Origin of the sequence: Methylobacterium sp. Leaf87 (genome assembly GCF_001422775.1) — a bacterium.
Lineage (GTDB): Bacteria > Pseudomonadota > Alphaproteobacteria > Rhizobiales > Beijerinckiaceae > Methylobacterium.
Genome location: NZ_LMMI01000056.1, coordinates 196963 through 221614 on the forward strand (window position 1 = coordinate 196963; position 24652 = coordinate 221614).

Annotated in this window: 15 protein-coding genes; 6 read left to right on the forward strand and 9 right to left on the reverse strand. The window is 72.3% G+C overall.

Annotation, left to right across the window (positions count from 1 at the left end; all coding sequences use genetic code 11):
* Nucleotides 1-145 precede the first annotated feature (145 nt).
* The 9 genes from ASF22_RS19870 to ASF22_RS19910 all read right to left on the reverse strand — a co-directional run bounded on the left by ASF22_RS19870 (nucleotide 146) and on the right by ASF22_RS19910 (nucleotide 17211).
* The gene (locus ASF22_RS19870; RefSeq protein ID WP_056267483.1) at nucleotides 146-2074 is read right to left on the reverse strand and encodes an SWIM zinc finger family protein; all 1929 of its coding nucleotides are present in this window, start codon (nucleotides 2072-2074) and stop codon (nucleotides 146-148) included.
* A 6-nt stretch (nucleotides 2075-2080) separates the two neighbouring features.
* Nucleotides 2081-3211 carry a VWA domain-containing protein gene (locus tag ASF22_RS19875; protein ID WP_056267485.1) on the reverse strand — a complete coding sequence of 377 codons (1131 nt, stop codon included), beginning with the start codon at nucleotides 3209-3211 and terminating at the stop codon, nucleotides 2081-2083.
* On the reverse strand, nucleotides 3208-7116 hold the full coding sequence (locus ASF22_RS19880; RefSeq protein WP_056267488.1) for a DUF4132 domain-containing protein: 3909 nt from the start codon (nucleotides 7114-7116) through the stop codon (nucleotides 3208-3210). The genes ASF22_RS19875 and ASF22_RS19880 overlap by 4 nt, the downstream gene beginning before the upstream one ends.
* A gap of 14 nt (nucleotides 7117-7130) precedes the next feature.
* Nucleotides 7131-10952, reverse strand: coding sequence for a DUF4132 domain-containing protein (locus tag ASF22_RS19885; RefSeq protein ID WP_056267490.1), 3822 nt, complete (start codon nucleotides 10950-10952; stop codon nucleotides 7131-7133).
* A 44-nt stretch (nucleotides 10953-10996) separates the two neighbouring features.
* Nucleotides 10997-13300, reverse strand: coding sequence for a DUF5682 family protein (locus ASF22_RS19890; protein ID WP_056267492.1), 2304 nt, complete (start codon nucleotides 13298-13300; stop codon nucleotides 10997-10999).
* Nucleotides 13297-14406 carry an AAA family ATPase gene (locus ASF22_RS19895; RefSeq protein WP_056167072.1) on the reverse strand — a complete coding sequence of 370 codons (1110 nt, stop codon included), beginning with the start codon at nucleotides 14404-14406 and terminating at the stop codon, nucleotides 13297-13299. Before ASF22_RS19895 ends, ASF22_RS19890 begins: the two co-directional genes overlap by 4 nt.
* Before the next feature lie 142 nt (nucleotides 14407-14548).
* Complete coding sequence (locus ASF22_RS19900; protein ID WP_056167067.1) at nucleotides 14549-15442, reverse strand: NAD(+)/NADH kinase; 894 nt, start codon at nucleotides 15440-15442, stop codon at nucleotides 14549-14551.
* A gap of 7 nt (nucleotides 15443-15449) precedes the next feature.
* Nucleotides 15450-16445 carry an SPFH domain-containing protein gene (locus tag ASF22_RS19905; RefSeq protein WP_056267495.1) on the reverse strand — a complete coding sequence of 332 codons (996 nt, stop codon included), beginning with the start codon at nucleotides 16443-16445 and terminating at the stop codon, nucleotides 15450-15452.
* A 28-nt stretch (nucleotides 16446-16473) separates the two neighbouring features.
* Nucleotides 16474-17211 (reverse strand): NUDIX domain-containing protein, encoded by a 738-nt coding sequence (locus ASF22_RS19910; RefSeq protein ID WP_056267498.1) that lies wholly within the window; start codon nucleotides 17209-17211, stop codon nucleotides 16474-16476.
* 250 nt (nucleotides 17212-17461) lie between these two features.
* Here ASF22_RS19910 and ASF22_RS19915 point away from each other — a divergent pair, with 250 nt between their 5' ends.
* The 6 genes from ASF22_RS19915 (at nucleotide 17462) to ASF22_RS19940 (ending at nucleotide 24601) form a co-directional block, all read left to right on the forward strand.
* Nucleotides 17462-17725 carry a hypothetical protein gene (locus ASF22_RS19915; RefSeq protein ID WP_056267500.1) on the forward strand — a complete coding sequence of 88 codons (264 nt, stop codon included), beginning with the start codon at nucleotides 17462-17464 and terminating at the stop codon, nucleotides 17723-17725.
* A 189-nt stretch (nucleotides 17726-17914) separates the two neighbouring features.
* A complete protein-coding gene (locus ASF22_RS19920) occupies nucleotides 17915-20017 on the forward strand; it encodes a caspase family protein (protein WP_056267503.1) in 2103 nt (700 codons plus the stop codon).
* A complete protein-coding gene (locus ASF22_RS19925) occupies nucleotides 20014-21366 on the forward strand; it encodes a hypothetical protein (RefSeq protein WP_056267504.1) in 1353 nt (450 codons plus the stop codon). The genes ASF22_RS19920 and ASF22_RS19925 overlap by 4 nt, the downstream gene beginning before the upstream one ends.
* Nucleotides 21367-21468: 102 nt before the next feature.
* Nucleotides 21469-22881, forward strand: coding sequence for a hypothetical protein (locus ASF22_RS19930; protein ID WP_056267506.1), 1413 nt, complete (start codon nucleotides 21469-21471; stop codon nucleotides 22879-22881).
* Complete coding sequence (locus ASF22_RS19935; protein ID WP_056267509.1) at nucleotides 22878-23405, forward strand: hypothetical protein; 528 nt, start codon at nucleotides 22878-22880, stop codon at nucleotides 23403-23405. Before ASF22_RS19930 ends, ASF22_RS19935 begins: the two co-directional genes overlap by 4 nt.
* 44 nt (nucleotides 23406-23449) lie before the next feature.
* Entirely contained in the window at nucleotides 23450-24601 is a 1152-nt protein-coding gene (locus ASF22_RS19940) for a hypothetical protein (protein ID WP_056267512.1), read from the forward strand.
* The last annotated feature ends 51 nt before the right edge of the window (nucleotides 24602-24652 follow it).

Here is a 24652-nt window from a genome sequence, read left to right on the forward strand (position 1 = left end):
GTGTGACAGGCCACGCCGAGGACGCGACGCGGTCGCTCGCACCGAGACCGGCCCCTATGCGCAAGCCCTGCGATCCTCGATCTCGGTATTCATGGAGGCGTTCGCGCGGGGCGAGCCCCGGGGGACATGCTCACCGGGACCCCGGTCAGGCGTCGGCCTCGTACGGTCCGGAATCCTCCAGCATCGCGGCGATCCACAGGGCGGCCCGGCCGAACGCCGCACCGCCCTCCCCTCGCGACCCCATGATTTCCGAGAGGCGTACCGCTGTCATCGCATGGCCGCCGTCTCGCAACCGCGCCACGAGGCGGGGGGCGCTCGCCCCGGCGACTGCCGCGAAGCTGCGCCGCCCACCGTGGAGCGCGCCGGCAAGCAGAGCCGCGGCCTCTTCGAGGATGGTCTGAGCGCCTGCAATCGCGCCGGGCACGAACGCTGTTCCGGCGGCGTCCGGAGCCGCAAGGTCGGGCACCAGGAGTCGATCGGTTCCGATGGACCAAGGATCGCAGACCAGGGCGCCGTCCACGATCCATACGGGGCCGGCGACCTGCCGTACGGGGCCCCACCGTTCGGAAAAGGCGCCCGCGAGGGCGTCGAGGGCGCCGGGCGCGGTTCGGTCGTAGGTGCGCGCGAGGCGCAGCGTACCGCCACCATGGGGAAGATCGACCGCCGCCTGCCAGATCTGCGCGCCCGCCGACCACGCTTGGCCCACGACCTCCGCCACGTCGAAGACGTGGAAGGCATCGAGCCGGTCGCGCGGCCGCAGGAAGCCCGGTGGGCGCTGGGCGAGGCGGCGCAGGATCTCGCCCGTCCGGGTCGCCGCGAGGGGAGCGGGCAGGCGCAGCAAGGGCTCGCGCGGCAGGAGTGCCGTCCGCCCGCGCGCGCCCTGGCCGAGCGCCAACAGGCCATCGGCCCGCCGCCGGGCCACGCTGGTGAGAATCTGACCCCGGCCGAGGGCGCCGAGCGACAGGCCCGGCGTGAGGGCGCGCCCAGGCAGATGCGTGACGAAGTCCGTCTCGTCTTCGGCCGGCGCGTAGGTGCGTTCCAGCGCGAGGGTCGCACCCGTATCCGTGTCGGCGAGTGCGACCCGCGCCAGGACTTCGCGCCCTCGCGTCACCAGCCGGGCGCCGAGGGAGACGAGGCGCGTCTTGGCCATGGGCGTTTCGTACGGCTGGCCGAGGCCGAGGGCGGCGGCACCGCCCACCCGGACTCGCGCCAGGAGTTCGGTCACGAGCTGCAGCACCCTGGCTTCGTCGTGCGTTGCATTGCGGGTCGCGTAAGCTGCGATCTGCGCGGTGAGGTCGGCTTCCGCCAGCAGGATTTGCGTGGCCCCCCGCGCCTGTGCGGCCCGACGCAGCCGTCCGAGGGCCGCCGCATGGGCCTCCGGCCCGGCCGTGACCCCGGCGTCGAGAAGTCCGGCGACGAGTTCGCCCACGGCGTCCGCGAGGTCGTCCGTTCCGTGATCGAGGGGAACTCTGTCGTCCCCGAGCCGCACCTCCGCCCCGCCCCCGGCTTCACGGAAGGCGCGGATCGCCACCGCCACATGGGCGCAGCCGCCGCCGGCCGCACAATCGCAGCGCGCGTAGCCGACGGCGTCGGGAACAAGGAAGCGCACGCTCGCCGTGGGCAGACGCGCCGCCGGGACCGCCCCATGATCGAGCCCCACGGTCACGCCAGCGGAAAGCAGGCGCTTCAGCTCGGCTGCGGCAGCGGAGCTGAGGCCGGCCTCGAATGCCTGGCCGTCCAGGGTGCCGGGGTCCCAAGGTCCCGCTTCCCCATCCGCCCGCGAAGCGGGTGCGCCCGCACTCGCGCTGGCGCGGTAGGCGACGACGAGGGCGACGCGGTGGCGGCACATTCCGCTCGCCGGGCAGGTGCAGGTCGCCTGCCCCGGTGGCTGGCCGGGGTCGAGGCGGGTCAGCGTCCCGTCGGCGAAGCGGGCTTCGACGGTGCCGTCCGGCGCCTCCGCGAGGACCGGTCCCTGCCCGGCCGTGACCTCGCGCACCGCCCGTTTCACGAGGCCTGCGTTGGAAAGCTGGGTCAGGCTCGCGTCGGTGAGTGCCAGGAGGTCGGCGCGCGCCATCCGCCGCTAGCTCCGGATGACGTGGGCGAGCCAGCCGGCCAGTTCGCCCGGCGTCATCGCGGCGATTTCGGCCCCGGCCTCGACCAGACGCTGCGCCATGGCCCGGTCGTAGGCCGGCCGCGCCTGCGAATCGAGGGCGGCGAGCCCGAGCACCTTGGTGCGCTGGCCTGTGAGGGCCCGCACCCGGGCGACGAGCACGGCCTCGCTCGCACCCTCGTAGAAATCCGAGACCACGATGACGATGGCGCGCTCGGGAGCGGTGATCAGCCCGGCCGCGTAGCCGACGGCGCCGCCGATATCGGTGCCGCCGCCGAGCTGGACCTTCATGAGCAATGCGCAGGCGTCGTCGCAGTCGCGGGTCAGGTCGACCAAGGCGGTGTCGAAGGCGACGAGATGGGTCTCGATACCCGGCAGCTTCCACAGGCAGGCCGCCATCACCGAGGCGTGGATGACCGAATCGAGCATCGACCCGCTCTGGTCCACGAGAAGGATCACCTGCCAGGGCTGCATCCGGCGCCGGTTGCGGGCGAAGAAGTGCAGGCGCTCGACGGTGATGCGCCGTCGCTCGGGGTCGTAGTGGCGCAGGTTGTCCCGGATGGTGCGATTGAGGTCGAGGTCCCGGGCGCCGGGGAGCCGGGTGTGGCGGCGCCGGTCGAGGACGCCGCCGAAGGCGACCGCGAGATCGCGGGCGAGCTGTTCCATGAGGCGGCGCACCACCTCCTGCACCAGCCGGCGCGCCATAACCAGCACGTCCGGCGCCATGAGGTGCTTGGTGCGCAGGACCGCCTTGAGCAGGGTCTCGTTGGGTTCGGCGCGGGCGAGCACCTCGGGGTTCGTGATCACGTCGTCGATGGCGTAGAGTTCGATGGCGTCGCGCTCCAACCGCTCGATGGTCTCTTGCGGGAACAGGGTGTGGACCGCGTTGATCCAGTCCGGCACGGTGAGGGCCGAGCCCTCGCGGCCGCCTTGTCGGCGCACACCCCGTTCCGCGCCGCCGCCATCGCGGCCGTAGAGCCAGTCGAGTGCGCGGTCCATGGCCGCCGCCCGGCCGGAGAGGCGGCAGCCTGCGCCGGCGCAGGCGGACTCCGCCGCCTCGCCGAGGATCAGGCGCCAGCGCGTGGCCGGATCGAGGCTCATCGCAGGCGCGTCTCGGCCAGCAGGCTCGGACTCCGCAGCAACTCGCTCGCGGTGACCGGGTCGAGATCGCCGAAGCCGCGCTGGTTCGCTCCCGTGGACGGCGCCCCCCATGGGCTTTCCAGGGTCAGTTCGCCCAGGGTCTGCGAGGCTTCCTCGAACTCGGGCGCCCCGGTGAACAGGCCGTCGGCGAAAGTCAGCGACGCCTTGCCCGGTGCCCCACCGGAGAACAGGAAGGCGTGCTCGATCCACCAGATGCCGCCGCCGTCCTGCGGATCGCCGAGGCGCCAGCCGCGCGCCGGCATGCCGCGCAGGCGTTTCGATTCGACGACCACACCCTCGAACCGCTTCGTCTTGGCCGCGCCCCGTTCGGCTTCGGTGAAGGCGAACGTCTCGCGGCCGAGCTGCGGGAAGGGCTGCGCGATCTCGTAGTCGCCGAACAGCGTGCCCCAGGCGGTCAGCACGTCGGGGTCGAGATGCAGCGGGTGGACGAGGCCGATGAGGCCCGCCGCCTCCGGCGCGAGGTCGATCTCGGCCGGTGCGTCCACCCCGTCCGTGAAGCTCAGGTCCTCGGCGACGCGAAACGTCGCGGTGGGCAGAGTCCGCGGGTCGGCGTCGGCGAAGGTCCCCCAGACGAGGCGCTGGGTGAGGTGGCGGACCAGGGGATGAGCGGAGAAGAACGGGCCGAACACCTCCGGCCGGACCCGGCGCGAGGTGACGAGCATCGCCTCCAGCCGTGCCACCTGCAGGCTCGCCACCGCGCGGGCATCCTTCTTCAGGGCGCTCCAGCGGGCGGTGGCCGCCGCCGCCTTCTCGGCGGCGTCGGACTTGATCGGTTTCGGCAGGTCCTTGAGCCGTGCGCCCGCCGCATCCCGCACCCAGGGCTTCAGCACCTCGTCGAAGCCGGCGCGGAACTGCCGGGTACCGAAATCGAGATCGAGGCCGCCGCGCTCGTCGAGGTCGAGGTCCGGGGCGAGCCGGTCGGACAATTCCTCCGGTGAGAGGCCCCGTGCCTCGGCGAGCTGCGCGATCTTCTCGCGTGCCTTTTCCTGAAGGCCCTTGAACTTGAGCTTCTCGGCGATGCCGTTGAGGTTCATCAGCGCCACGTCCGAGCCGATGTCGACGAGCACGTCGAGGCCCGTGACCGCGCGGACATGGGCCGCCTCCCCCGGCCAGCGACGGATCAGGCGCGTGAGGTCGCGGGCCGTGCCGTCGTCCCCGAACCAGCCCAGGGTGCGCAGGGCCCAGCCGTCCTTCGAGGGCGTGCCGGCGGCGGTCCAGGCGGAGAAGAGATCCCAGGCGAAGGCCGCGAGACTCTCGGGCGTGCAGGCCTCGCGCACCATCGGCACCCCGGCATAGACGGCATCGGGGTTGGTGAAGGACAGCATCTCGCAAAGCGTCCCCACGGCCTCGTCCGGGAGCGCCCCGCCCGCGCGCAGGCAGGGTTTCGCCAGCGCTCCCGGCACGACCCAGGCCGGAGGCTTGCCGACCTTGGCCGGCACGCGGCCGAGGGGGTCGCGATCGAGCACCTGGGCTACCGCCGCGGCGACGCGCGGCTCGCGGTCCGCATAGGCTGCGACCACCGCTTCGATGGCGGCACGCCCGTCCGGGCGGTCGGATACGAAGAGCCGCAGGGCGTGTTCGGCGGCGTCGCGGGTCGCCCCGGGCTTGCCGACGGCGTCAGGCACGAGGCGGGTGATCGCCGTGCTGCGGTGCCGACGCAGCCAGGCCAGTGCCGGGGTACGGGCCTTCTTGAGCTTCACGAGGGCGCGCGCCGCGGGCGGAGCCAGGCCCGCCGCATCAATGGCGAGGACGGTGGGCAGCAATCCGACGGGATCGGCTTCGATCAGGGCGATGAGGCCCGGCATCGCCGTCTCGCCGAACCGCGACAGCATCCTCGCGACGATCTCCGGCCAAAGCGAGATGTGGCTGTGACCCACGAGGATTCCGGTGAGCGACCACAGCTTGAGAGCCAGGGGGGCCGGCTGCTTCTCCGTGCTTCCGACCAGCCCATGATACGGCGACGACACCCAGTAACGGCAGCTCTGATCGATCTGCCGCAGACGCGTGGCGAGCCATTCGAGCAGGGCGTTGGGATCGTCGAGCGGCGGTGGGGACAGTGCCGGCGGGATCCGGACCCAGTCCTGCTCCGGTTTAGACGTCTCGGCCGCCTCGATGAAGGCGGGGAGTTCGCTCATGTCGTTGAGGATGCGGGCGCGATAGGCGCGCCTGTAACTCTCCGGTACTTCCGTCGCCTCGAATTCGAACGGCGTCGGTAGCGGCGCGAGGTCGAGGACGAGATCGTCCGCACCCCGCATCCGGGCCCGCCACGGCGGATCGCGCAGCACACGGGGCCACGCGGCCCGCTCCGCGAGGGGAACGGCACGGGCCTGCACGAGCCCGTCGAGGAAGCGCGCGGCGCGCCCGTCGGTTTCCCCGATCCAGCCCCGGACCGTGTCGAGGCCGTGGGTGTCGAGGGCGCGCACCGCGCGGGCGCGGAGTGCCGGCTCGGCCCGGCCGCCGGCCAGGACCGCGAGGCAGCGGGGGACGATCGCGGCCGGGTCTGCCGCCAGGGCTGCGTCGAGGGCGGCCGCGATCGGCTTCTCGTGCAGGTGTGGCAGCAGGGTGGCCAGGGCACCGGGCTCGCCCGTCGACAGCATCGCCCGCGCGACCGCCGTCCGCTGCTCGTCGAGGGCGTAGTGCAGGATCCAGTCGAGCCCCGGCAGCGCTGGCTGCCCGGTGGAACGGGCCACCGCGATCAGCGTGGCGGCGGCGTCCGACGCATCGAGGTCGCAATAGAGGAAATACAGGTGATAGCTGCGCTTCGTGCGCCAGGGCGCCGCCGCAGCCGGATCGGAATCCGCCACGAGGGGCAGGAAGTTCGTGTCCGCGGCGACATCGATGCCGGCCGCCGTGGCGGCTTCCAGGACGGCGAGGGGCTGCAGGCCGTGCCTCGCTGGCCGGTCGTCCGCGAGGATGAAGGCGAAGGCAGCCGCCGTCGGCCAGTCCGGTGCCTCGGCGATCCGGTCGTTCAGGAAGGCGACCGCCGCGTCGTAATCCGCCTCCGGTGCGTGGACGAGGGCCGCGCGCGTCGCAAGCTGAAGTGGCTCCGCCCAGGCGAGGTTCTGATAGTAGCCCTGCCTGCGCGTGCCGTCCCGCATCCGGTCGGCGAACCGGGCCGCCTCCATCGCCCCCCCGCTTTCCACGAGGAAGCGCAGAGCCGCATCCATGAACCTGAGGAGGTCGGCAGCGTGATGGGTGCCTGCGCGGAAGCTCCGATGTTCGGTCTCGTCCTCGGCCAGATCCCAGATGGATCGGATCCAGTCGCCCATGCTGTCCGGTGGCGGCATCGTTTCGATGAGACGGAGGCTTTCCGTGTCGCCCACGAGGGCGGGCAGGGTCGCGCGGACCGCCCGCAACGCCTCCTCGCCGGTCAGGTGTCGGCCGGGCCTGAGCCGTGTCGGCAGCGGAGTGCCGTCGAACACCGCACCTGACGGCGTCGGGGCCGAAGGGCCCGCTGCGGCCTTCGCCACGGATGCGGCTTCCGGCTCGGCAGCCAGCGAGACCGGATCGCCCGGCGGTTCGGGAGGCGCTTCCTCGGGCGGCGCGACCTTCGAAGCCTTCGGAGTCGCCTTACTGGCCGTCGTTTTGCCGGCCGTAGCACTGGCCGGCGCGGCCTGCTCGACCGCCGCGGCCGGTGCCGCACCGACCCGGGCATAACCTTTCGCCGTCTTCTCGCGGACGAGCTTGTCCTTCTCCTTCACGGCGGCGGCTTCGTCCGGAAAGGTCTTGTCCTTGCTCTGACCCTGGGTGCCGAGGCGTCCGAAGCGCACGGTCAGCGTCGTCCCGGTGACATCGGCTTCCCAGAACTTGGCGGACGAGCCCTCGACCAGTTCGTAACGGTCCATGTCGGTTCCCCTCTCTATTCGCCGCCCGTCGCCGCGAGCAGGCTGGGCGTGCGCAGGATTTCGCTCGCGGTCACCGGATCGAGATCACCGAAACGATGCGCGGTGGATGCACCCCAGCCCGTCTCGGTCAGGGTCAGCGCCCTCAGGGTCTGGACTTCGTCGCCCTCCGGCCCGGACCGATGCCACAGACCGTCTTCGAAGCGGAGCACGGCGAAGAGGTCGGCTCCGCCGAGAGGGGTAGGCCGTTGCACCGAACAGACATGCTCGCTTGCCGTATCCGACGACCAGCCCTGAGACCGCAGACCGCGCAGGCGCCGCCCGGCGACCCGCACGCCGTCGAAGCGATCCGTGGCGGAGGCCGCCGCCTCGGCCGGCGTGAAGGCGTAAATCTCCCGTGCGAGCTGGGGAAACGGCTGGGCGATCTCGTAATCGGCGAACAGCGCGGTCCAGGCCGCCAGGGTGCCGGGGGTCAGGTGCAGCGGGTGGACGAGGCCGACCACGCCGTCGAGGGCTGCGAGGTCGAGGTCGAGTCCGGCATCCTCCGCATCGGTTGCGGTCAGGTCTTCGGCCAGCCGGAAGGCGACCCGCGGCGCGGTCGTTGCCAGCCGGTCTTCGTAGAGTCCCCAGACGAGGCGGCCGGCGAGATGGCGGATCAGCGGATGCCCCGCGAAGAACGGCTGGAACACGTCCGGCCCGATGCGCCGCCCCGTCGCCAGCATGGTCTCGAGCCGGGAGATCTGGAGCCGGCCCGCATCCTCCGCGTCTTTCTTCAGCCCTGCCCACAGCTTGGCCGCCTGCTTGGCCAGTTCGGGGTCGTCGGTCTTGGTCGCGCGCGGCAGGGCGGGAAGCCGCTGGCCGTCCGCATTCCGTAGCCAGGGCCTCAGAGTCTCGTCGAAGCCGACACGGAAGTGACGTGTGCCGAAGGACAGGTCGAGGCCGCCGCGTGCGTCCAGGCCGAGATCGGGGGAGAGCCGGTCGGCGAGTTCGACAGCATCGAGCCCGCGCGTCTCGGCGGCGTCCGCGATGGCGTCGCGCGCCGCCTCGCGCAGCTGCAGCAGCGGGTTCTTCTCGGCCAACGCGCTGAGGTTCATGAGGGCCGCGTCGCTGCCGATGCCGGCGAGGACGGCGATGCCGGCCTTGCCCCGGGGTTTGAGGCCCGCTTGGCCCCAGGCACGGATCTGACGGGTGAGATCGCGGGCGCAGGCGTCGCCGCCGATGAGCGCGAGGGTCCGCATCGCCCATTCGCCGGCCACGTTGGCGCCGGCCGCGAGCCAAGACTGGAACACCGCGAGGGCGAAGGCGTCGAGGCTCTCCGGCGTGCAGGCCGCCCGCACGGGCGCGATCCCCGCATACGGGGTCAGGGGGGACGAGAAGGCGAGCATCTCGCAGAACGCCGTTATCGCCGCATCGGGCAGCGTACCGCCCGCGAGTAGGACCGGACGCGGAAGGGCTGCGGGTACGAGCCAGGGCGGCAGCTTCGGGGGCTTGACCGGCACCTGATCCAGCGGATCGCTGTCGACGCCGGATACCACCGCCTCGGGCACGCGCGGATCGATCGCCGCATAGGCCGCCACCGCCGCGTCGAAAGCCGCCCGGCCCGCGGGCTCGGAGGCGAGGAAGCGCAGCGCCGCATCGGCCGCGTCGCGTTCCGGGCCCGGGGCGCCGAGGGCATCGGGCAGGAGCCGCAGGGCGGCGGTGCGGGGATGGGCGCGCAGCCACGCCACTGCCGCTGGCCGCGCCCGCTTGGTCCGATGAAAGGCCCGCGCGGCGATGGGCGTGAGGGCGGCCGCATCCACCTTGAGCACATGCGGAAGCTTATCCTCCGGCTCGGCCGCCACGATGGCGACGAGGCCCGGCAGGGCGCGTTCGCCGAAGCGGACGACCATCGCGGCAGTCTGGTCGTGCCGGACCCCGGAGAGTGCCAGCAGGGGGACTGTCTTCTCCCAGAGGATGAGCGCCAGCGGTTCCGGTTGCCAGGTGACGCCGGTGAACCAGGAATCGTAGATGTAGCAGAAAAATCCGCCGAACCCGTCCCGATCGAGCCGGCGGTCGAGCCATTCCAGGGCGGCCTCCGGGGAAGTTCCGACCGCCGAGACCGGTGTGACGGGCGGCGGGATCGGCCTTGTGTACTTCGCCTCGCCCTCGGCCTCGGTCTCGCGAATCCGCTCCACCAAGCGGTCCATGCCCTCGACGATGAAGCCCGCCCGGTAGCCGTAAGTCGCGTCATCCATCGCCTCCGCGGCGTCGAATTCGTGCGCGAAGGGTGTCGGGATCGGCGCCAGGTTAAGAGCGATGCGCCCGCGCGCTGCGGCCCCGCGCCGCCAGGGGGGATCGCGCAGGATGCTCGGCCATGCCTCGCGCGGCGCGGGCGGCCGGTCATCCGCGAGCAATCGGTCGAGCCGTCCGGAGAGCTTGCCGCCGCCGGAGGCGGCCCAGGCTCGTGCCGCCTCCGCGCCGTGACGGCCGACTAGGGCAATGGCGCGGGGCGCGTAGGCCGGGCCGCCCTTCGCCTGTCCCTTGCCCTCCATCGCCTCTAGATAGGCGGGGAGCATGCGGTCGGGGAAGGCGATGTCCGCCGCGTCCAGGGCATCGCGGACGAGCTTCGCGCCGGTGAAGGGTAGGAGCGCCATCAGGCCCTCTTCGGCACCGGTGTCGAGGAGGGCCTTCGCCACGATGGTCCGGTCGACGCCGATGGCGTCGCGCAGGAGCCACACGAGACTGGTCGTTGCCGATTCGCCTGCCGCGTGCGCCACGGCGATCATTGTCGCGGCAACCTCGGCGGCGGTCACGTCACGGGTTGCGAGGATTGCCTTGTGCATGGGATCGGCCTGCCACGAGGCGGCCTGCGACGGCGGTAGATCGACGATGAACGGCATGGCGCTGTAACCCTGGCGGACGAACAGGCGCGATGTCCCGTGACGGTCCAGCATGGCGGCGGCGCGTAGCGCATGGTCGGCCCCGGCGCGGTCGTCGGCCAGGACAGACGTGAGCCAGAAACCCAGATGCGGGTCCGGGTCCTCCGCGTGAAGCCGGAGGCAGGCGGCGAGCGCGGCGTCGAAATCCGCGTCCGGTGCCGCCGTGAGGGCGGAGCGCACCCCGAAGCTGTTCGGGATGTCCCAGACCGAGGCTGGCATCGTACCGTACTTGCTGGTCGGACGGGGACGAAGCTGGTCGAAGAGGCTCACCAGGGGGGCGATGCCGGAGCGTGCCACGAGCCAGCGGGCGAAATGCATGAACGCGGCCCGAGTCGCCGGACCCCGGGGGCCGAGCTTCCGGCCCCAGAACCGTTGGTCCATCGTCGGACAGGCGGCACGAAGCAGATCCAACCAATCGCGCGCCTGTGCCGCGTCGAGGGCCGGCGGCTCGCGGTCGAGCCGAGCCGCGAGGGCGACGGCCTCAGCGTCGGCGCCCTCCGGCGCAAAATCCAGCAGGTCGCGGATCGCGGCGACGAAAGCGGGCCAGTCGGCCGCGGGATCGAGGGCCGGGCCGGGCCGGGTTCGGGTCGGCAGTGACGTGCCGGAGAAGATCGCCCGATCGGCCTGCACTGCCTCGGGCATGGCGCTCGCGGAGACGGGACCGGCCTCCGGTGGGACCTCGATCGCCGCCGGGGCGGGTGTCGCGTCGGTCTCACCGGTCGTGGGGCGATACCCCTTGCGGGTCTTTTCCAGGATCAACCGGTCACGTTCCTGCCGCGCACCGTCGGCCTCCGGGAAACGTTTGACCTTGGACTGACCCTTGGTCCCGATCCGTCCGAACCGGACGGTGAGGTCGCATCCCTCGACGCCCACGTCCCAGAACTTGGACGACGATCCTTCGGTCAGTTCGTAACGCTGCATACCGTTCCCCCCTTCCGCGCAGAGATAGACCCCGTCGAACTGATCTAGGTCAACCCGTACCGCGCGAGTCTGTCCGCGACCCTCGCCTCCTGCGCGAGGGCCGTGGCCTGGTCGATGGGCATCGCGCCCTGCCGCATCCAGGCCAGCGCTTCGGCCTCTGCCTGGGCGGGGCCGATACCGCCCCGTCGTAGGATCGCGGCAGCGATGCGCTCGCGCTCGCGCGGTGGAAACCACGCGAAGGCCATGCGCAGCGCGGGCAATGCCCGCAGGAAATCCGCGTCGTCCCAGGCGCTGACCAGTGCTTCGACGGCCGCCAGCGTCGCATCCTGCGCGACCTCTTCCCGGGCGAGGGCGAACAGGCCGGCGAGGAAATCGCCGAGGGTATCGGGCAGGCCGAAGCGGCGTAGCCGGCGCGCGGCTTCGTCCGGCCCCGCTCCGATCTCGCCGCAGGCGACCAGGAACCCGAGGGCGGCCCCCGCGAGCGCTGGCGGCGCGTCCGGGTCGGCCAGCCGCCGCCCCAGCATGGCGACGAAGGGCGGGCGCAACGGTGCGAGGCCCGGCACGGTGTCCCGGCAATCGCGGAACAGGTCGCGGCAGGCGAGGACGAGTTCGATGGCACCGAGCCCTTCGCGGGCATCCACGATGGTCTCGATGAGAGACACCGCGCGCTCCCCCAGGGCGACGCAGAGTTGGGCGAGGGCCGGGGCCGCCGTTTCCCCGAAGGCCGCGCCGAAGCGGTGGAGGCGCACGAGCCGGCGCCCGGTACCTCCGAGGTCGGCAACAGCGTGCGCCGTGGCGATGCCCCGGCTCAACCGCCCGAGCAGGTCACCCTCGATGGGGAGGCCGGCGAAGAGCGCGTCGGAGAGAGCGAGGGCCAGCACGTGCAGGCTGTCCGGGTCGGCCTCGATCCGCGCGGCGAGCCGAGCCGTGGCGGCCATGGCGAGCGTGCCGCCCCAGAGCGAGGCCTCGATCAGGGCGCCGGGCCAGTCGGGATGCCGCGCGATCGCGAAGCTTTCGCGGGGCAGTCCTGGTTCGGCGAGGTCGGGGCCCTCTTCGCGGCCGATGCCCGGAAGTCCCAGGACGACGGTCTGGTGGAGCAGGTGCGCCCGCGCGCGGTCGGCGGGCTCGGCCCAGTCGATCGGCACGCGTCGGCGTAACGGACCGGGTTCCAGGTCGGCGGCGCGCAGTCGCTCCTCCACATCGGCGACGAGGGGCGGCTGTCGGGTGCCCGGGGCGAGCCGTCCCTCGCGGTGGCCGGCCAGGGCCCGCAGCATCGCGGCCAGGGCCGCGTGGCGTGGGGCGGCGGCGGACGCCGTCCAGGCGGGCGGCGCATCGAGGGCGTCCTTGACCAGGGTGGCCAGGGCCGCATCGATCAGGTCGGCGCGCAGGATCGCCGGGTGGGCGCGCAGGCGCGCGAGCGCACCCGCATGCGCCGCCCAGGCGATGCGGTCGGCGGTCGAGACCACCTGCCCGGCCTCGCGCAGGGCGGTCGCGATGGTGCCGGCGGCCCAATCCGCCGCCGGGTCGAGCCCCTCGGCGGCGACGTGTTCGTAGTAGCCCGGTGAGGGCATGCCGGCGCTGTAGCCGGAGAACCGGTCGAGGCGGGCATAGGAATAGGGCACCAGGTAGCTGCCGGTCCGCTCGCCCTGATCCGGCGGTGCCGGTTCGGGCCGGGCGCCGCCGGCCCGAGCCGCGTAGCGTCGGATGGCTTCCGCGTGCCAGCCACCGCAGACCAGCACCACCGGCTTTCCCCCGGCCGCGCGCAGGGCCCAGGCCGCGTGGGCGCCCATGAAGCGCTCGCGCGCCTCCTCGGCCGGATCGTCCGTGCCGGGCGGGCGCAGGAGGGCGAAGTAGCGCGCGAGCCGGTCCGGCAGCTCGTGCTTCGGGGCGGCTTCGGCCAGCATGTCCCAGAGGGCGTCCTGATCCTCGGCGCCGAGGGCGGAGGCGAGCGCCCGTTCGGCGGCTTCGGCCCGGGGGCCGTGCGGGTCGGCGTAGCGGTTTCTCCGCTGGCCGAAGGCCGGATCCCAGGCCGGCAGGTCGCAGAACAGGGTCTCGGCGCCGACGGCCCGGCCCGAGACGAGGGCCTGCCATTCCGGCGAGAAGGCGCAGAACGGCGTGTAGGAGGCGTGGCTGGCGTGCTCCGTGGCCCGGAACGAGAAGATCGCCACCGGCAGGGCGTGGTCGAGGGCGAGGTCGGCGAGGTGCGGGTTGAAGTCCGACGGCCCCTCGATGAGCACCAGGGCCGGGCGAACCGTCTCGATGGTACGGCGCACAAGGCGCGCGCAGGCCGGCGAATGGTGACGCACGCCGACGACCGTGAGCGGCTCGCCGGTCTCGGGGCCGTTCATTGCGGGGTGAGGAGGTGACGGGCGGCGTAGAGCGCGCGCCACGCCGCGCCGTCGCGGCGGCCGACGCGCTGTTCGAGGTAGCGGCGCAGGCGCGCCAGATCCTCGGCATCGTCCTTGGCGGCGGTTCCGGCGAGGCAGGCGACGATGTCCTCCGGCCGTCCCGCGTCGCCGCGCAGGAAATGCGCCTTGACGCCGATGGCGTGGGCGACGCTGACGGCCTCCGCCGTGCTCATCACCGAGGAGAGCCGCTCCAGGCCGGTGCCCTCGTGATCCACGGCCTCGCGCAATTCCCGGAAGCAGGTCACGAGGAGTTCGAGGATTTCGGGGTCGGGCGCGCGCGGCACGCCGGACCGGACGAGGAGTGCGGTGGCTTCCCGGCGCACCAGAGCGAGTTCGGCCGCCGCGTCCGCGATGGGAAACACCGTCTCGAAGCCGAAGCGGCGCTTGAGGGCCGCCGACATCTCGTTGACCCCCCGGTCGCGGGTGTTGGCCGTCGCGATGAGGTTGAAGCCCTCGCGGGCATAGACCATGCCGGCATCGCCCGTCAGTTCCGGCACCGCGAGCACGCGGTCGGAGAGCACGGACAGCAAGCTGTCCTGCACCTCCAACGGACAGCGGGTGATCTCCTCGAACCGCACGATGCGACCCGCGCGCATCCCGGTATGGAGTGCCCCCGGCACCAGGGCGCGTTCGCTCGGCCCTTCCGCGACGAGGAGCGCGTAATTCCAGCCGTAGCGGATTTGGTCTTCGGTGAGCGAGGCGCCGCCCTGGATCGTCAGGGTCGAGCCGCCGCTGATCGCGGCGGCGAGCAGCTCCGACAGGAGGCTCTTCGCGGTGCCGGGCTCGCCGATGAGCAGCAAGGCCCGCGACGTCGCCAGGGTGACCATGGCACGCTCGACCAGGGCCGGCGAGCACACGACCTTCGGCTCCCCTGCCCCATCGCCGCAGATGAATCGCTTCACGCCCTGGAGCGAGAGCTGCCAGCCGGGCGGGCGCGGTGCCGTATCCTCCGCTCGCAGCCGTGTGAGCTCTGCCGCGTGCACGACCTCCGCCGGGGGCCGCTGGCGGGTTTCGCCGTCCGTCCTCGCCCGTTCGACCTTCGCCATGCCGCTTCCCCCGCCGAGGTGCACCGCAGTGCCGCCTCACCCGGCCGGAGACTGCCCCGGTCCAGGGCGGTTTCTCAAGGGCGCGCGATCGCGAGGGTGTTACGTAAACCCCCGTCCGTGAACGCGCGCCCGAGCCGCCACCCTACGCGACCACGAGGTTGAGGGCGTGGGTGGCCGGCGCGAGCTGCACGCGCCGGCCCCATTCGAAGGCGATGAAATCCTGCTCGATCCCGTCCGCGAACACCACGCCGCCGTCGTTCATCCGCGACGTGACCGCGAGGGACGCCCCGGTGAGCTTGCCCGCGCGGAGCTCCGTGGTGCTCGTCACGCTGGGGAACGGCTCGCGCACCCAGTAGCCCACCGCCGCCTCCTCGACGCCGATCCGTAGGGTGAGATGGGTCGCCTCGCCGATGGAGCGGGCCCAGCCGGTCAGACCGGTGCCCGAGGCGACGATGAGACCGCTCGACGACTGGTCCTCCGAAACACCGTCCGCCTCGATCCGATAGCGCGCGGATTGGTGGCTGCGGTGGCCGACGAAGATCTCGTTGAGCGCGAGTAGCGTCTGCCCGTCGTCGAGCACCGCCCGCACCATGGTCCGTCGCTCGATCTGCGCCGCCCCGGCGACGCTGGCCGCGAGCAAGGGCCCCAGGCGCTCCACCGCGACGCGGGCCAGCACGCCGTCGTGGAGATCGGGCGCCGGATTGACGCCGATCACCGGCTGGTCGCGCAGGTACTTCGCCACGTTGGCGACCAAGCCATCCTGTCCGACCGCGACGATCACGTCATCGGGGGCGAACAGGAACCGGTCGAGGTCGCCGCGCCGTGCCAGAGCCTGCCGCCACGCCCCCGGCACGGCGGCGCGCGCCTGGCCGAGTACCGCGTGGAAGCGGGCGTGCCGCGCTTCCATCTCCGCGAGGTTCTGGCCGCGGCTCTCCAGGAAGAACCGGGCCTGGCCACGGGTGGCGTGCCGGGCCAGGAGGGCTTCGTAGTCGGTGTCGCGGATCACGAACACGGCGCGCGGGGGGACGACGGACATGGTGTCCTCAGCGCGGGAAGGCCGGCGGCGCCACCGGTGGGGCCGGCTTGCGGAACTCGCCCAGGACGGCCGCGAGAAGGTCGGGCGTGACGTTGACGTGCTCGATGGTCTCGAGCTTGCCCGCGAGTTCACGGGCGGCCAGCCCGAGCAGCACAGCGGGCGGAAGGTCGCGATAGATGGCCGCGCGCCGCTGCTCGGCCTCGGCCCTGGCACCCTCGACGAGGCGGATGCGCTCGGCCTCGGCCGCCGCCTCCAGCCCTTGGGCCTCGGCCAGGCCGGCCGCGCGGTCGCGGGCATTTTCCGCCTCGCGCGCGATGAGCACCGTCTCGCGCCGAGCGAGTTCCGTGCGGGTCTCCAGCTCGTTCTCTGCGATGGCGCGCTCCTTCTCGACGGCGAGGGCGCGGCGGGCAAAGGTCGCCGCGTCCGCCTTCTGCTGAAGCGACTCGAAGGTCGGCGTCTGCAGGGCGCGCTCCAGTTCGCTCGTGGGCGCGAGGTTGGTGAGCCGCACCGAGACCACGGCGACGCCGATCTCGGCGAGGGAGGGGGCCGCTCCCAGCACTGACTCGAGGGCGATGCGCAGGGGTTCGGGGCCGGCGTCCAGCAGCGCGCCGACGGGGTTTCCGCCGATCTCCTGCAGGACCGCCTGGCCGGCGATGCCGCTGAGGCGCGCCTCGATGCGCTCGATGGGTTCGCCGCGCGGCTTGCCGGTGTGCAGTCCGAGGGAGAAATCGACGCGGCCGGCGAGCAGGTCCGGATCGACGACGCGCCAACCGATAGTCCCCTGGACCACGACGGTCTGAAAGTCGCGGCTGCGGCCGCGCACGAACAAGGTCATCTCGCGGTCGTCCATCGGCACCTCGCTGATGCTCGCGGTCTCCGGCCGGAACCAGAAGACGAGCCCCCGGCCGCTCTGCCGGACGCGGCCGTTGCGGTAGCGGATGACGTGGCTGCTCGCCTCGCTCTTCAATTGCGCGATCGGGCCGAAATTGCGGATCGTGGCCATGAGATCTTCCTCCAGGATGGACGCGGATTCAGAGCGGTTTCCGAACGCGGTAGAGTTCGGCGGGGCGGAACGAGGTGCCGGCCTCGCGGGCCCCCGTCGGTGCCAGCCAGCCGCGGTCGAGCATCCGGCGGCGGAAGGCGGGCTTGTTGAGGGGGATGCCGAGGATCGCCTCGTGCACGTCCTGCAATTGGCGCAGGGTGAAGTGCTCCGGCAGCAGGGCGAAGCCGATCCCGGAATAGTCGAGCTTGCCCCGCAGCCGCAGGATCGCGAGGGCCAGGATGTCGGCGTGGTCGAAGGCGAGGGACAGCGGGCTCCGCCGTTCCCGATCCTGCGCGGAGAATGCCGTGACGGGGCCGCCGGTCTCGCCGGCCCACGGCACCTCGACGATGGCCGCCGACAGCTCCGCCGCGCCGTCCAGGGCCTGCCGGAACGCGGCTTCCGGCAGGAGCGCGAGATAGGCCACGGAGACGATGCGCATGCGCGGGTCCCGGTCGAGGGCACCGAAGGTGTAGAGCTGCTCGAGGTGCGGCCCGGCGATGCCGGCCTTGGCGCGGAGGACGCGTTCGGCGGCCGCGTCGAGGGTCTCGTCCATCCCGACGAAACCGCCGGGCAGCGCCCAGCGATCGGCATGGGGGTGCTCGGTCCGCTTCAGCAGCAGGGCCGCCGGGCGGTCGGCATGGATACTCATCAGCACGAGATCGACGGTGAGCGCCGGGCGCGCGAAGGCGTTCGGATCGTACGCTGCGAGGAACGCGTGCTCAGACATGGCATCACCATATATTTAATCTGCGTATAACTAAGATGCGAATTAGATATATGTCAAGGCATCGCGACCGTAGCGCGTCATGCCGGTTGATCGCTTCGCGATGCGGATGTGGGCTTCGCTCAGGCCGCCCGTGGACCATCGTGGGGACATGAAAGTCGATCGTCCGGGCCGGCCGCCGCGCAAAACCGGGTCTAGCCGACCCATGAGCCCGGGGAGGGCGGCCGGCGCCGCCCAACCAGGGAGACGTCACATGCGCTCGATCTCGATTCTCGTCCTCGTCGGCCTGCTCGGCGGCACGTCTCCGGTTCTCGCCCAGGGGACCGACAGGGCTGCCAGCGGAGGCGGCAATCAGGAGTTCCTCGGCGTCGATCTCGACAATGGCGGGGTCTACTACAACGGCCGCAACTCGGGACGGTACTGCGTCTACCGGACGGTCGAGGTGTTCAACCGCGACACCGGTTATGTCGAGGCGCGCCGCATGCGCCGGTGCGGACGCGGTCTCTACCTGCCGTAGGGAGCGCCATCATGCTGATCGCCCTCTCGCCCCTTCACTTGGCGGTCCTCAGCCTCGCCATCGCGCTGGTTGCAAGGTAATGGCCTTGCGCGCCATGCTCCGGCCGAATTTACCCTCGACGTCCGGTCGGATACCCACCGAGCGTTCGTCGGAACCCGTCTTCTTCCATGTGGCAAGGAGAGCCCGTGCATGAGGAACAACATAACGGTCCGGAATGCGCGGGCTCGCGCCACCCGCTGGCTCGTGGGGGTTCTCGCCCAGATCACGCTCCTCGCCGGTGCCGTCGAGCCGGTCCGGGCCGCGCCCGATCCCGCCATCTTCTCCGACAATGCCGATTCCGTCGCCGTCGTGATCGGCAACCGCAGCTACAAGCAGACGGTGCCGGTCGACTTCGCGCACAACGATGCCGAGGCGATGCGGGCCTACCTCGTCCAGCGGCTCGGTTACCGCGACACCAACGTGTTCGTCCTCAAGGACGCGACTCTCAACGAGTTCAATCAGGCCTTCGGCACCGAGCGGAACCCGCAATCGGGCCGGCTTTGGCGCAGCGTGCGCGAGGGCCGCTCGAACGTCTTCATGTATTACTCGGGCCACGGCGTACCGGATCTGGCCACGAAACAGCCCTTCCTGCTGCCGGAGGACGGCAACCCCAACCAGGGCGAGAGCGGCTACAGCCTGGAGACCCTCTACCGCAACCTCGACCTCGTGAAGCGCAAGATCGGCGCCGAGCGCCAGCTCGTGGTGATGGTCGATGCCTGCTTCACCGGTGAGACCGGCCGCAAGGGCGAAAGCCTGCTCGCCGTCTCGGCACCCGGCTTCGCCCCGTCCCGGCCGAAGGCCGAGACCGGAATCGTGCGAATGGTCGCCACCTCCAGTGCGACGCCGGCCAACTGGGACGAGGCGAACCGGCTCGGCCTCCTCACCAGCCGCTTCCTCATGGGCGTCTCTGGGCTGGCCGACGCGACGGATCGGCAGGGCAACGGCGACGGGCAGGTGCAATGGCCCGAGCTGAAGCGCTACCTGCGCACGGAGGTCGAGGAGGCCGCGCGCCGCGCCAGCGGCCGCGAGCAGGTGCCGGAGATCGACGATGCGCCCATCGTGCTGAAGGCCTCCCTGCCCGTCGAGGCCGTCGCCAAGGGCGTCGCGGCGGTCCGCGACGAGGCGGCGTGGCGCCGTGCCGAGACCCTCGGCACCCGCGAGGCCGTCGAGGCCTATGTGGGCACCTGCGGCGAGGTCTGCGCCCACAGGCCCCAGGCCATGGAAAGGCTGCTCTCCGGTAAGCGCAGGGACGCGGCAGCCATCGACCAGGAGAACTGGGCTCGGTTCGGCCAGCAGCGGCAGTACCAGGCCTATCTCGATTCCTGCGGCGAGGTCTGTGCCTACCGCAGCCTCGCGGAGGGCTATCTCGGCGGCTCGGACCCGAACGGCGATCCGCGCGTGAAGCGCTGCGACGACCTCGCCGCCGGCACCGACGACCCCGACCGGCCCAAGGGCGTGACGGGGGTGAAGCTCGGGCGGATCGAGGCCAGCGCGGCCATCGAGGCCTGTCGCGCCGCCGCCGCTTCGTACCCGACCTTGCGCCGCCTCGCCTACCAGCTCGGCCGCGCCTACGACAAGTCCGACCGCTACAAGGAGGCCTTCGCGGCCTATGACGGCGCGGCCAAGGCCGGCAGCGTCTCGGCGATGAACAACCTTGCCACGCTCTACGAGAACGGCCAGGGCGTGAAGCGCGCGCAGGCGGACGCGTTCCGCCTCTACCGGCAGGCCGGCGAGGGCGGCAACCGGGTCGCCCTCGCCAACGCCGCCCGCATGCTCGAATACGGCAACGGCATCCCGAAGAACGAGGCTCAGGCCGTGGCGCTCTACAAGCGCGCGGCGGAAGCCGGCGACGTCGCCTCCATCTCGAAGCTCGTGCCGCACTACGCCACCGGCGCCCACGGGTTTCCGAAGGATCTGCGACAGGGCTTCGACCTGTTCCGTCAGGCCGCCGACAAGGGCGATCCCGTCGCCATGGCGACCATGGCGGCCCTGATCGACAACGGTTTCGGCCGGTACTTCCCGGGGGTCAGCGCCTCCGGCCTGGTGCTGCGGGCGCTCAAGCGCGGCGAACTCGGCGCCGCCTCCGTCTCGGCCACCGACACGGGCGCCCAGAAGCTGAAGCCCGAGACGATCCGCGCCGTCCAGCGCGCCATCAAGGAGGCCGACTACTATTCGGGCGCCCTCGACGGACGCTTCAACCCGGTCTTCGTGCGCGCCCTCGACCAATACGCCAAGGCGAACGAGGCGGAATGAGACGCGCTCGCGCGTTCGGGCTCCTCGCGGCCCTGGTCGGCACGCCCGCCGCCGCCGATCCGGGCACCGCCGCCCTGGCGCCGTTCGTCGATGCCGTCGCCGCCTGCGCCGGCCGGGCCGACCTCCGGCTGGCCGTGGTCGGCGTCGAGCCCGGCCAGACCGCGCTTTCCCGCGAGCAGGCCGAGGAGGTGCGCCTCGCCGTGGAGAGTCGGCTCCAGGCGACGGGCCGGGTTCGCCTCGCGGCGGCGGCCGACGTGGTACGGATCAAGGCCCTGCGCGAGGGCACCACCGGTCTCTCCGGCGCCGAGGCCGAGGCGCAGATCCGCGAGGCCTTCGCGGGCGACGCCAGCGTGTTCCTGGTGGAGCCCCGCCGGGCCGGCGAGACAGCCGCGTTCCGACTCCAGGCCATCACCCGGAGCGCCGCCTGCAAGGCCACCAGCGAGCCCGTCGTCGTACCGATCCGGGTCGGCGCAGGCGTCGCGGATATCGATGCGGTGATGGAGCTGGCGGTCCGGGCCTTCGCGCAGGCAGCGCCGAATGCCGGCGCCGTCGCGATCTGTCCCTTCGTGGCCGAGGGCGGCCATTCGACCTGCGCGGGCGCGCTGACCGACCGCCTCGTCATCGCCCTGGACGCCGAGGCCCGCTCGGCCAACCGCATCCTGAAGGGCGCCCGCCTCGATGTCCGCCGCAATCCGCCGGGGACGACCTGCGAGGGCCCGGTCACCGCCCGCGGGCGCTTCTCCCAGGATCGCGACGCCGGCGGCAATGCCCGTGCCTGGATGGAGCTGGAGTTCCAGCGCGACGGCGCCGTACTGGCGCCCACCGGGCGACGGCGCATCGGCACCGAGGGGCTCGGCTGCGACCCGACCCCCCGCCCCTTCCTCGACCATCTGGCGGCGACGGCCCGGACCGACGGCGGACGCCTCGCGGTCTCCGCCACCGCTACGCCGTTCTCGGCGGGGCAGCGCCTGGAGATGCGCATCGAATCGAAGGCCGCTCAGAGCCTCTATTGCTGGGTCGTCGCCCCCGACGAGACCGCCTTCGTCGCCCTGCCGGTGCGCGGCAATCCCGCCTCCTCCGTTCCTCTCAAGGCCGGCGACGTCCGGCGCTACCCACGCGGCTACGGGCTCGACGAGATCGTCGCGGGCGCGCCATTCGAGAACCTGTTCGCCTGCTTCGGGGTCTCGGGCGGCCTGCCGCCGGAACTGGAGGCGCGCTGGCTGGCCGTTGCCCCCGGCACGGAATCCGACGCCAGGCTCCTACAGGCACCCGAGGTGCTCGATCTCGTGGACAGGATCCGGGCGACACCCGGCGTGACCGAGGCGGCGGCACGCATCGTCGTGCGCTGACGGGCGTGCGTTGACGGGCGTGCGTTGACGGGGATGACGGCCGAACGCGTGGGCGGTATCGCTGCACCGTCCGGGACATCGCGGAAGGGATCGGGCGGGGACATGACCGGCGGATACGACGAGCGATGCGCGGCCGACCTCGCCAACGTGTGCGAGGGGCGCGACCTGTCCCGGGAGGATCGGGCCTGGCTCGCGCGCGTCGTGACCGGCGCCGTGCGGCCGAACCGCGACAAGCCGCTCTGGGACCTCGCCCACGCGTTATGTGCCCTCGCCCGGCTCACGTCCGCCCGGGACGGACGCGACCTCGTCTCCCTCGCCCTCGATCCGGGTCTCGCCAGGCCGAACGCCATCGCCGCGCGCTTCGGCGAGGCGCGGGCGGACGGGGTTTGCGCCGACGAACGCGGCCTCGTTTTCGCCGACGGCGCGGGTTGGCGCACCACCTGGGCCGGGCTCGCACGCCTGCTGGCGCTGGCCGAGTTCCTGCTGACGGCGGAGGATCTCGGGCAGTTCGCTCTCCTGTCCGGCTGGTTCGGGGAGCTCGCCGAGACGCCCGATGGCGACGCGGCCCCCCTGTTGGGCAAGCGCCTAGGCCGCCACCTCGCCGCCTACCGCAACGCCCATCTGCCGCTCGCGCCCCTGGAGCGACGCTTCCGCGGGCTCCTCGGTTACCTGCGCGGGCGAGCGGAGTTCGACGACGACGACATCCTCGCGTTCTGGTGCAGCGAGATGGAACAGGGCGAACGGCCGGGCTTCCGCACCATCGCCGAGCACTTCGTCACCTTCGAGGCCGCGGCAGGCCTGCGCAACGGCCTCGACAACCTGACGGCGGCCGATTCCCTCGAAGCGCATGTGGGGTGGGAGGAGCGCCTCGATGCGTCGTTGGCCGACCTCGTCGCGGGCGACCCGGCCGAGACCCTGGTCGATCTTCTCGCCGGCCTGGCGGAAGGCCCCAAGATCCTGACGGGGGCCGAGCGCGACGATCTCGCCGATCTCCTGCGCCTGGAGCCGTTCCACCGCACCCGTCCGCTCACCGCGCTGCGGGCCACGAGCTTCGGGCGGGTCCAGGCGGGCCTGTCCAACCGTCTGCGGCGTGGTGGTGGCGGCCTCGATCTCGCCGAGCGGGTCGCCTGCATGGAGGCCGAGACCTATTCGGTCCTGGCGGAGAGGGTCGCTGCGCTGGCGGCGCATCTCGACCGGATGCTGCGCATCGCGGCGGCACTCCGGGTCCCGGCGGAGGCGGAAGGGCTCGCACCGGAAACGCGTGACGCGCTGGCCGCCGCTCGGGCCGATATTCGGCGGGTCCGGCGCGCCGGGTTCGACGATCCCGCCCGTCTGGCCGAAGGCTTCGCCGCCGCCGATTCGGCCCTCGTGCGGCTCGCCGGAGAGATCGACCGGTTCCAGCGCGCGATCGCCGGATTGGTGCGCCACCGTCCCCTGGAGCCGGCTTTCACGGCAGACCGGGACATCTTCGCGAAAACCTTCGCACAAGCCTACGTGGCGGAAGCGACGGCATGAGCGACGAAGCGGCCCGGCTGCTCGCCGAAATCCACGCCGCGCGTGCCTTGGCGCGTGCCTTGGCGCGCGCCGCGACGCCCGCCACCCGGCCGGGCGTCGCCGCCCTCTGGGCACACGCCACCCGCGATCCGGGCGGCCCGGTCGATCTCGCGACGGTCCGGGCGATCCGGGCGGACCCCGGGACGGCCCGACGCTACCGCGCGCTCCTCGCCAGCCAGGCGATGGCGCACGCCCCCTTCGCCGTCGCGGCCTCGGACGGCCCCGTCGCGTCGCGCCGCATCGGAGCCTTCACCCTCGAAATCCTGGCCGCGACGGAGGATGCTCCGCCGCTCCTGATCCTCCGGGGCAGCGAAGCCCGGTCGCCACGCCTCATCGAGGTGATCCTGGGAGACGAGACCCTACGGGTCGCGCTGCCGCCCCCCATTGAGGGCGCGATCCTCCTCGCCCTCGATCCGGCGGTCCCGGAGGCGGTTCGCCTCGGGGCGATGCTGCGGGATCCGGCCTGTGCGGCCTTTCTCCTATGATGTCGCGCACATGATCGGCGCCCCGGCATGATCGGCGCCCCGGCATGACGCAGGCCTCGGTTCTCGTGGTTGTGCCGACGACCGGCGGCCCGCTTGTGCTGCGCGGCTTGACTGCGCGCCCCGGCCTGCCGACCTCAGCCGCCTTCGCGGTGGGCGATTACCGCCCCCTGCACTGGTCCGGGGATTACGCGCGGCTCGCGGCCGAAGGCGGCCCGTTGTCCCGCCTACCCGGCATCACCGCCGGGCCCTACGAACTGCGCCTCAGCGGGTCGTTCGACGCCGGGCGCTCGTGGGAGGTGCCCGTTTGCCTCGCCCACGGCCTCGTCGCACACGGCTTTCGATTGACCCCCGAACCGTCCGAGGCGGATCTCGTGGTCTGGGCGACCGGCGCCGTCGATCTCGACCTCGCTGTCCTGGCCGCCGATTATGCGCTCCTCGACAAGATCGAGCGCTCCCGCGACCTGATGACCGAGGCGGCGCGGGCCGACCTCTACGTCCTTCTCCCCAGCGGTCCCGAAGCCGCGCAGGCCGAACGGATCTTCCGCGCTCTCCCGAGGGCGCGTCCTTCGGCGATCCTGCCGTCCGCATCGATCCCGGCCGCCCTCGCTGCGCTCGTGCGCGGCACCCTGCCGACCGTTGCCACCGCTGGCCGGCGTCGTCGTGCGCCGCCTGCCGTCGCGGCCGGTCTCGTGATCGCGACGGCCTTGGTCGCGATCCTCATGGCGCTCGACGGCCATCCGACGAAGGAGAGACCGGAGGCCCCCCCGGCCCTTGCCGAGGTCGACGCGGTCAAGGCTCGACCGGCCACCCTGCCGGATGGCGGCGCGCCGCCGCCAGGCGTGCAGGTCGAGGAACTCGTCGCGCCGGCGGGCTCCTCGTGCCGGCGCGTAGCGTTCGGTGCCGATCCGCCCGAGCGTCGCGCCGTTCCGTCGGAAGCGAGCGGACGCCTGCGCGCGAGCCGGCTCGCCCCGGACCTGTGCGGCCTGGCCTTTCGCCTCGTGCGACCCGGCGCCCGCCTCGCGGTCGACCCGGCCTTGGCCGCCGCTGCCCTGCCGCCGGTGCGCCTTCCCGACGGGGCGCAGGCCTACTTCCTGCGGGAGGGCAGCCGCCAGAACCTCGTCTACGTGGTCCAAGCCCTATCGGAGGCGGGCGTGCCGAGCGCGTCGGATCGTCTCGAACACGCGTTGCGACGGTGATGCTGCAATCACCGGTCGCAGCCGTCGCTTTTTGACGCAGCGTCGGACGGC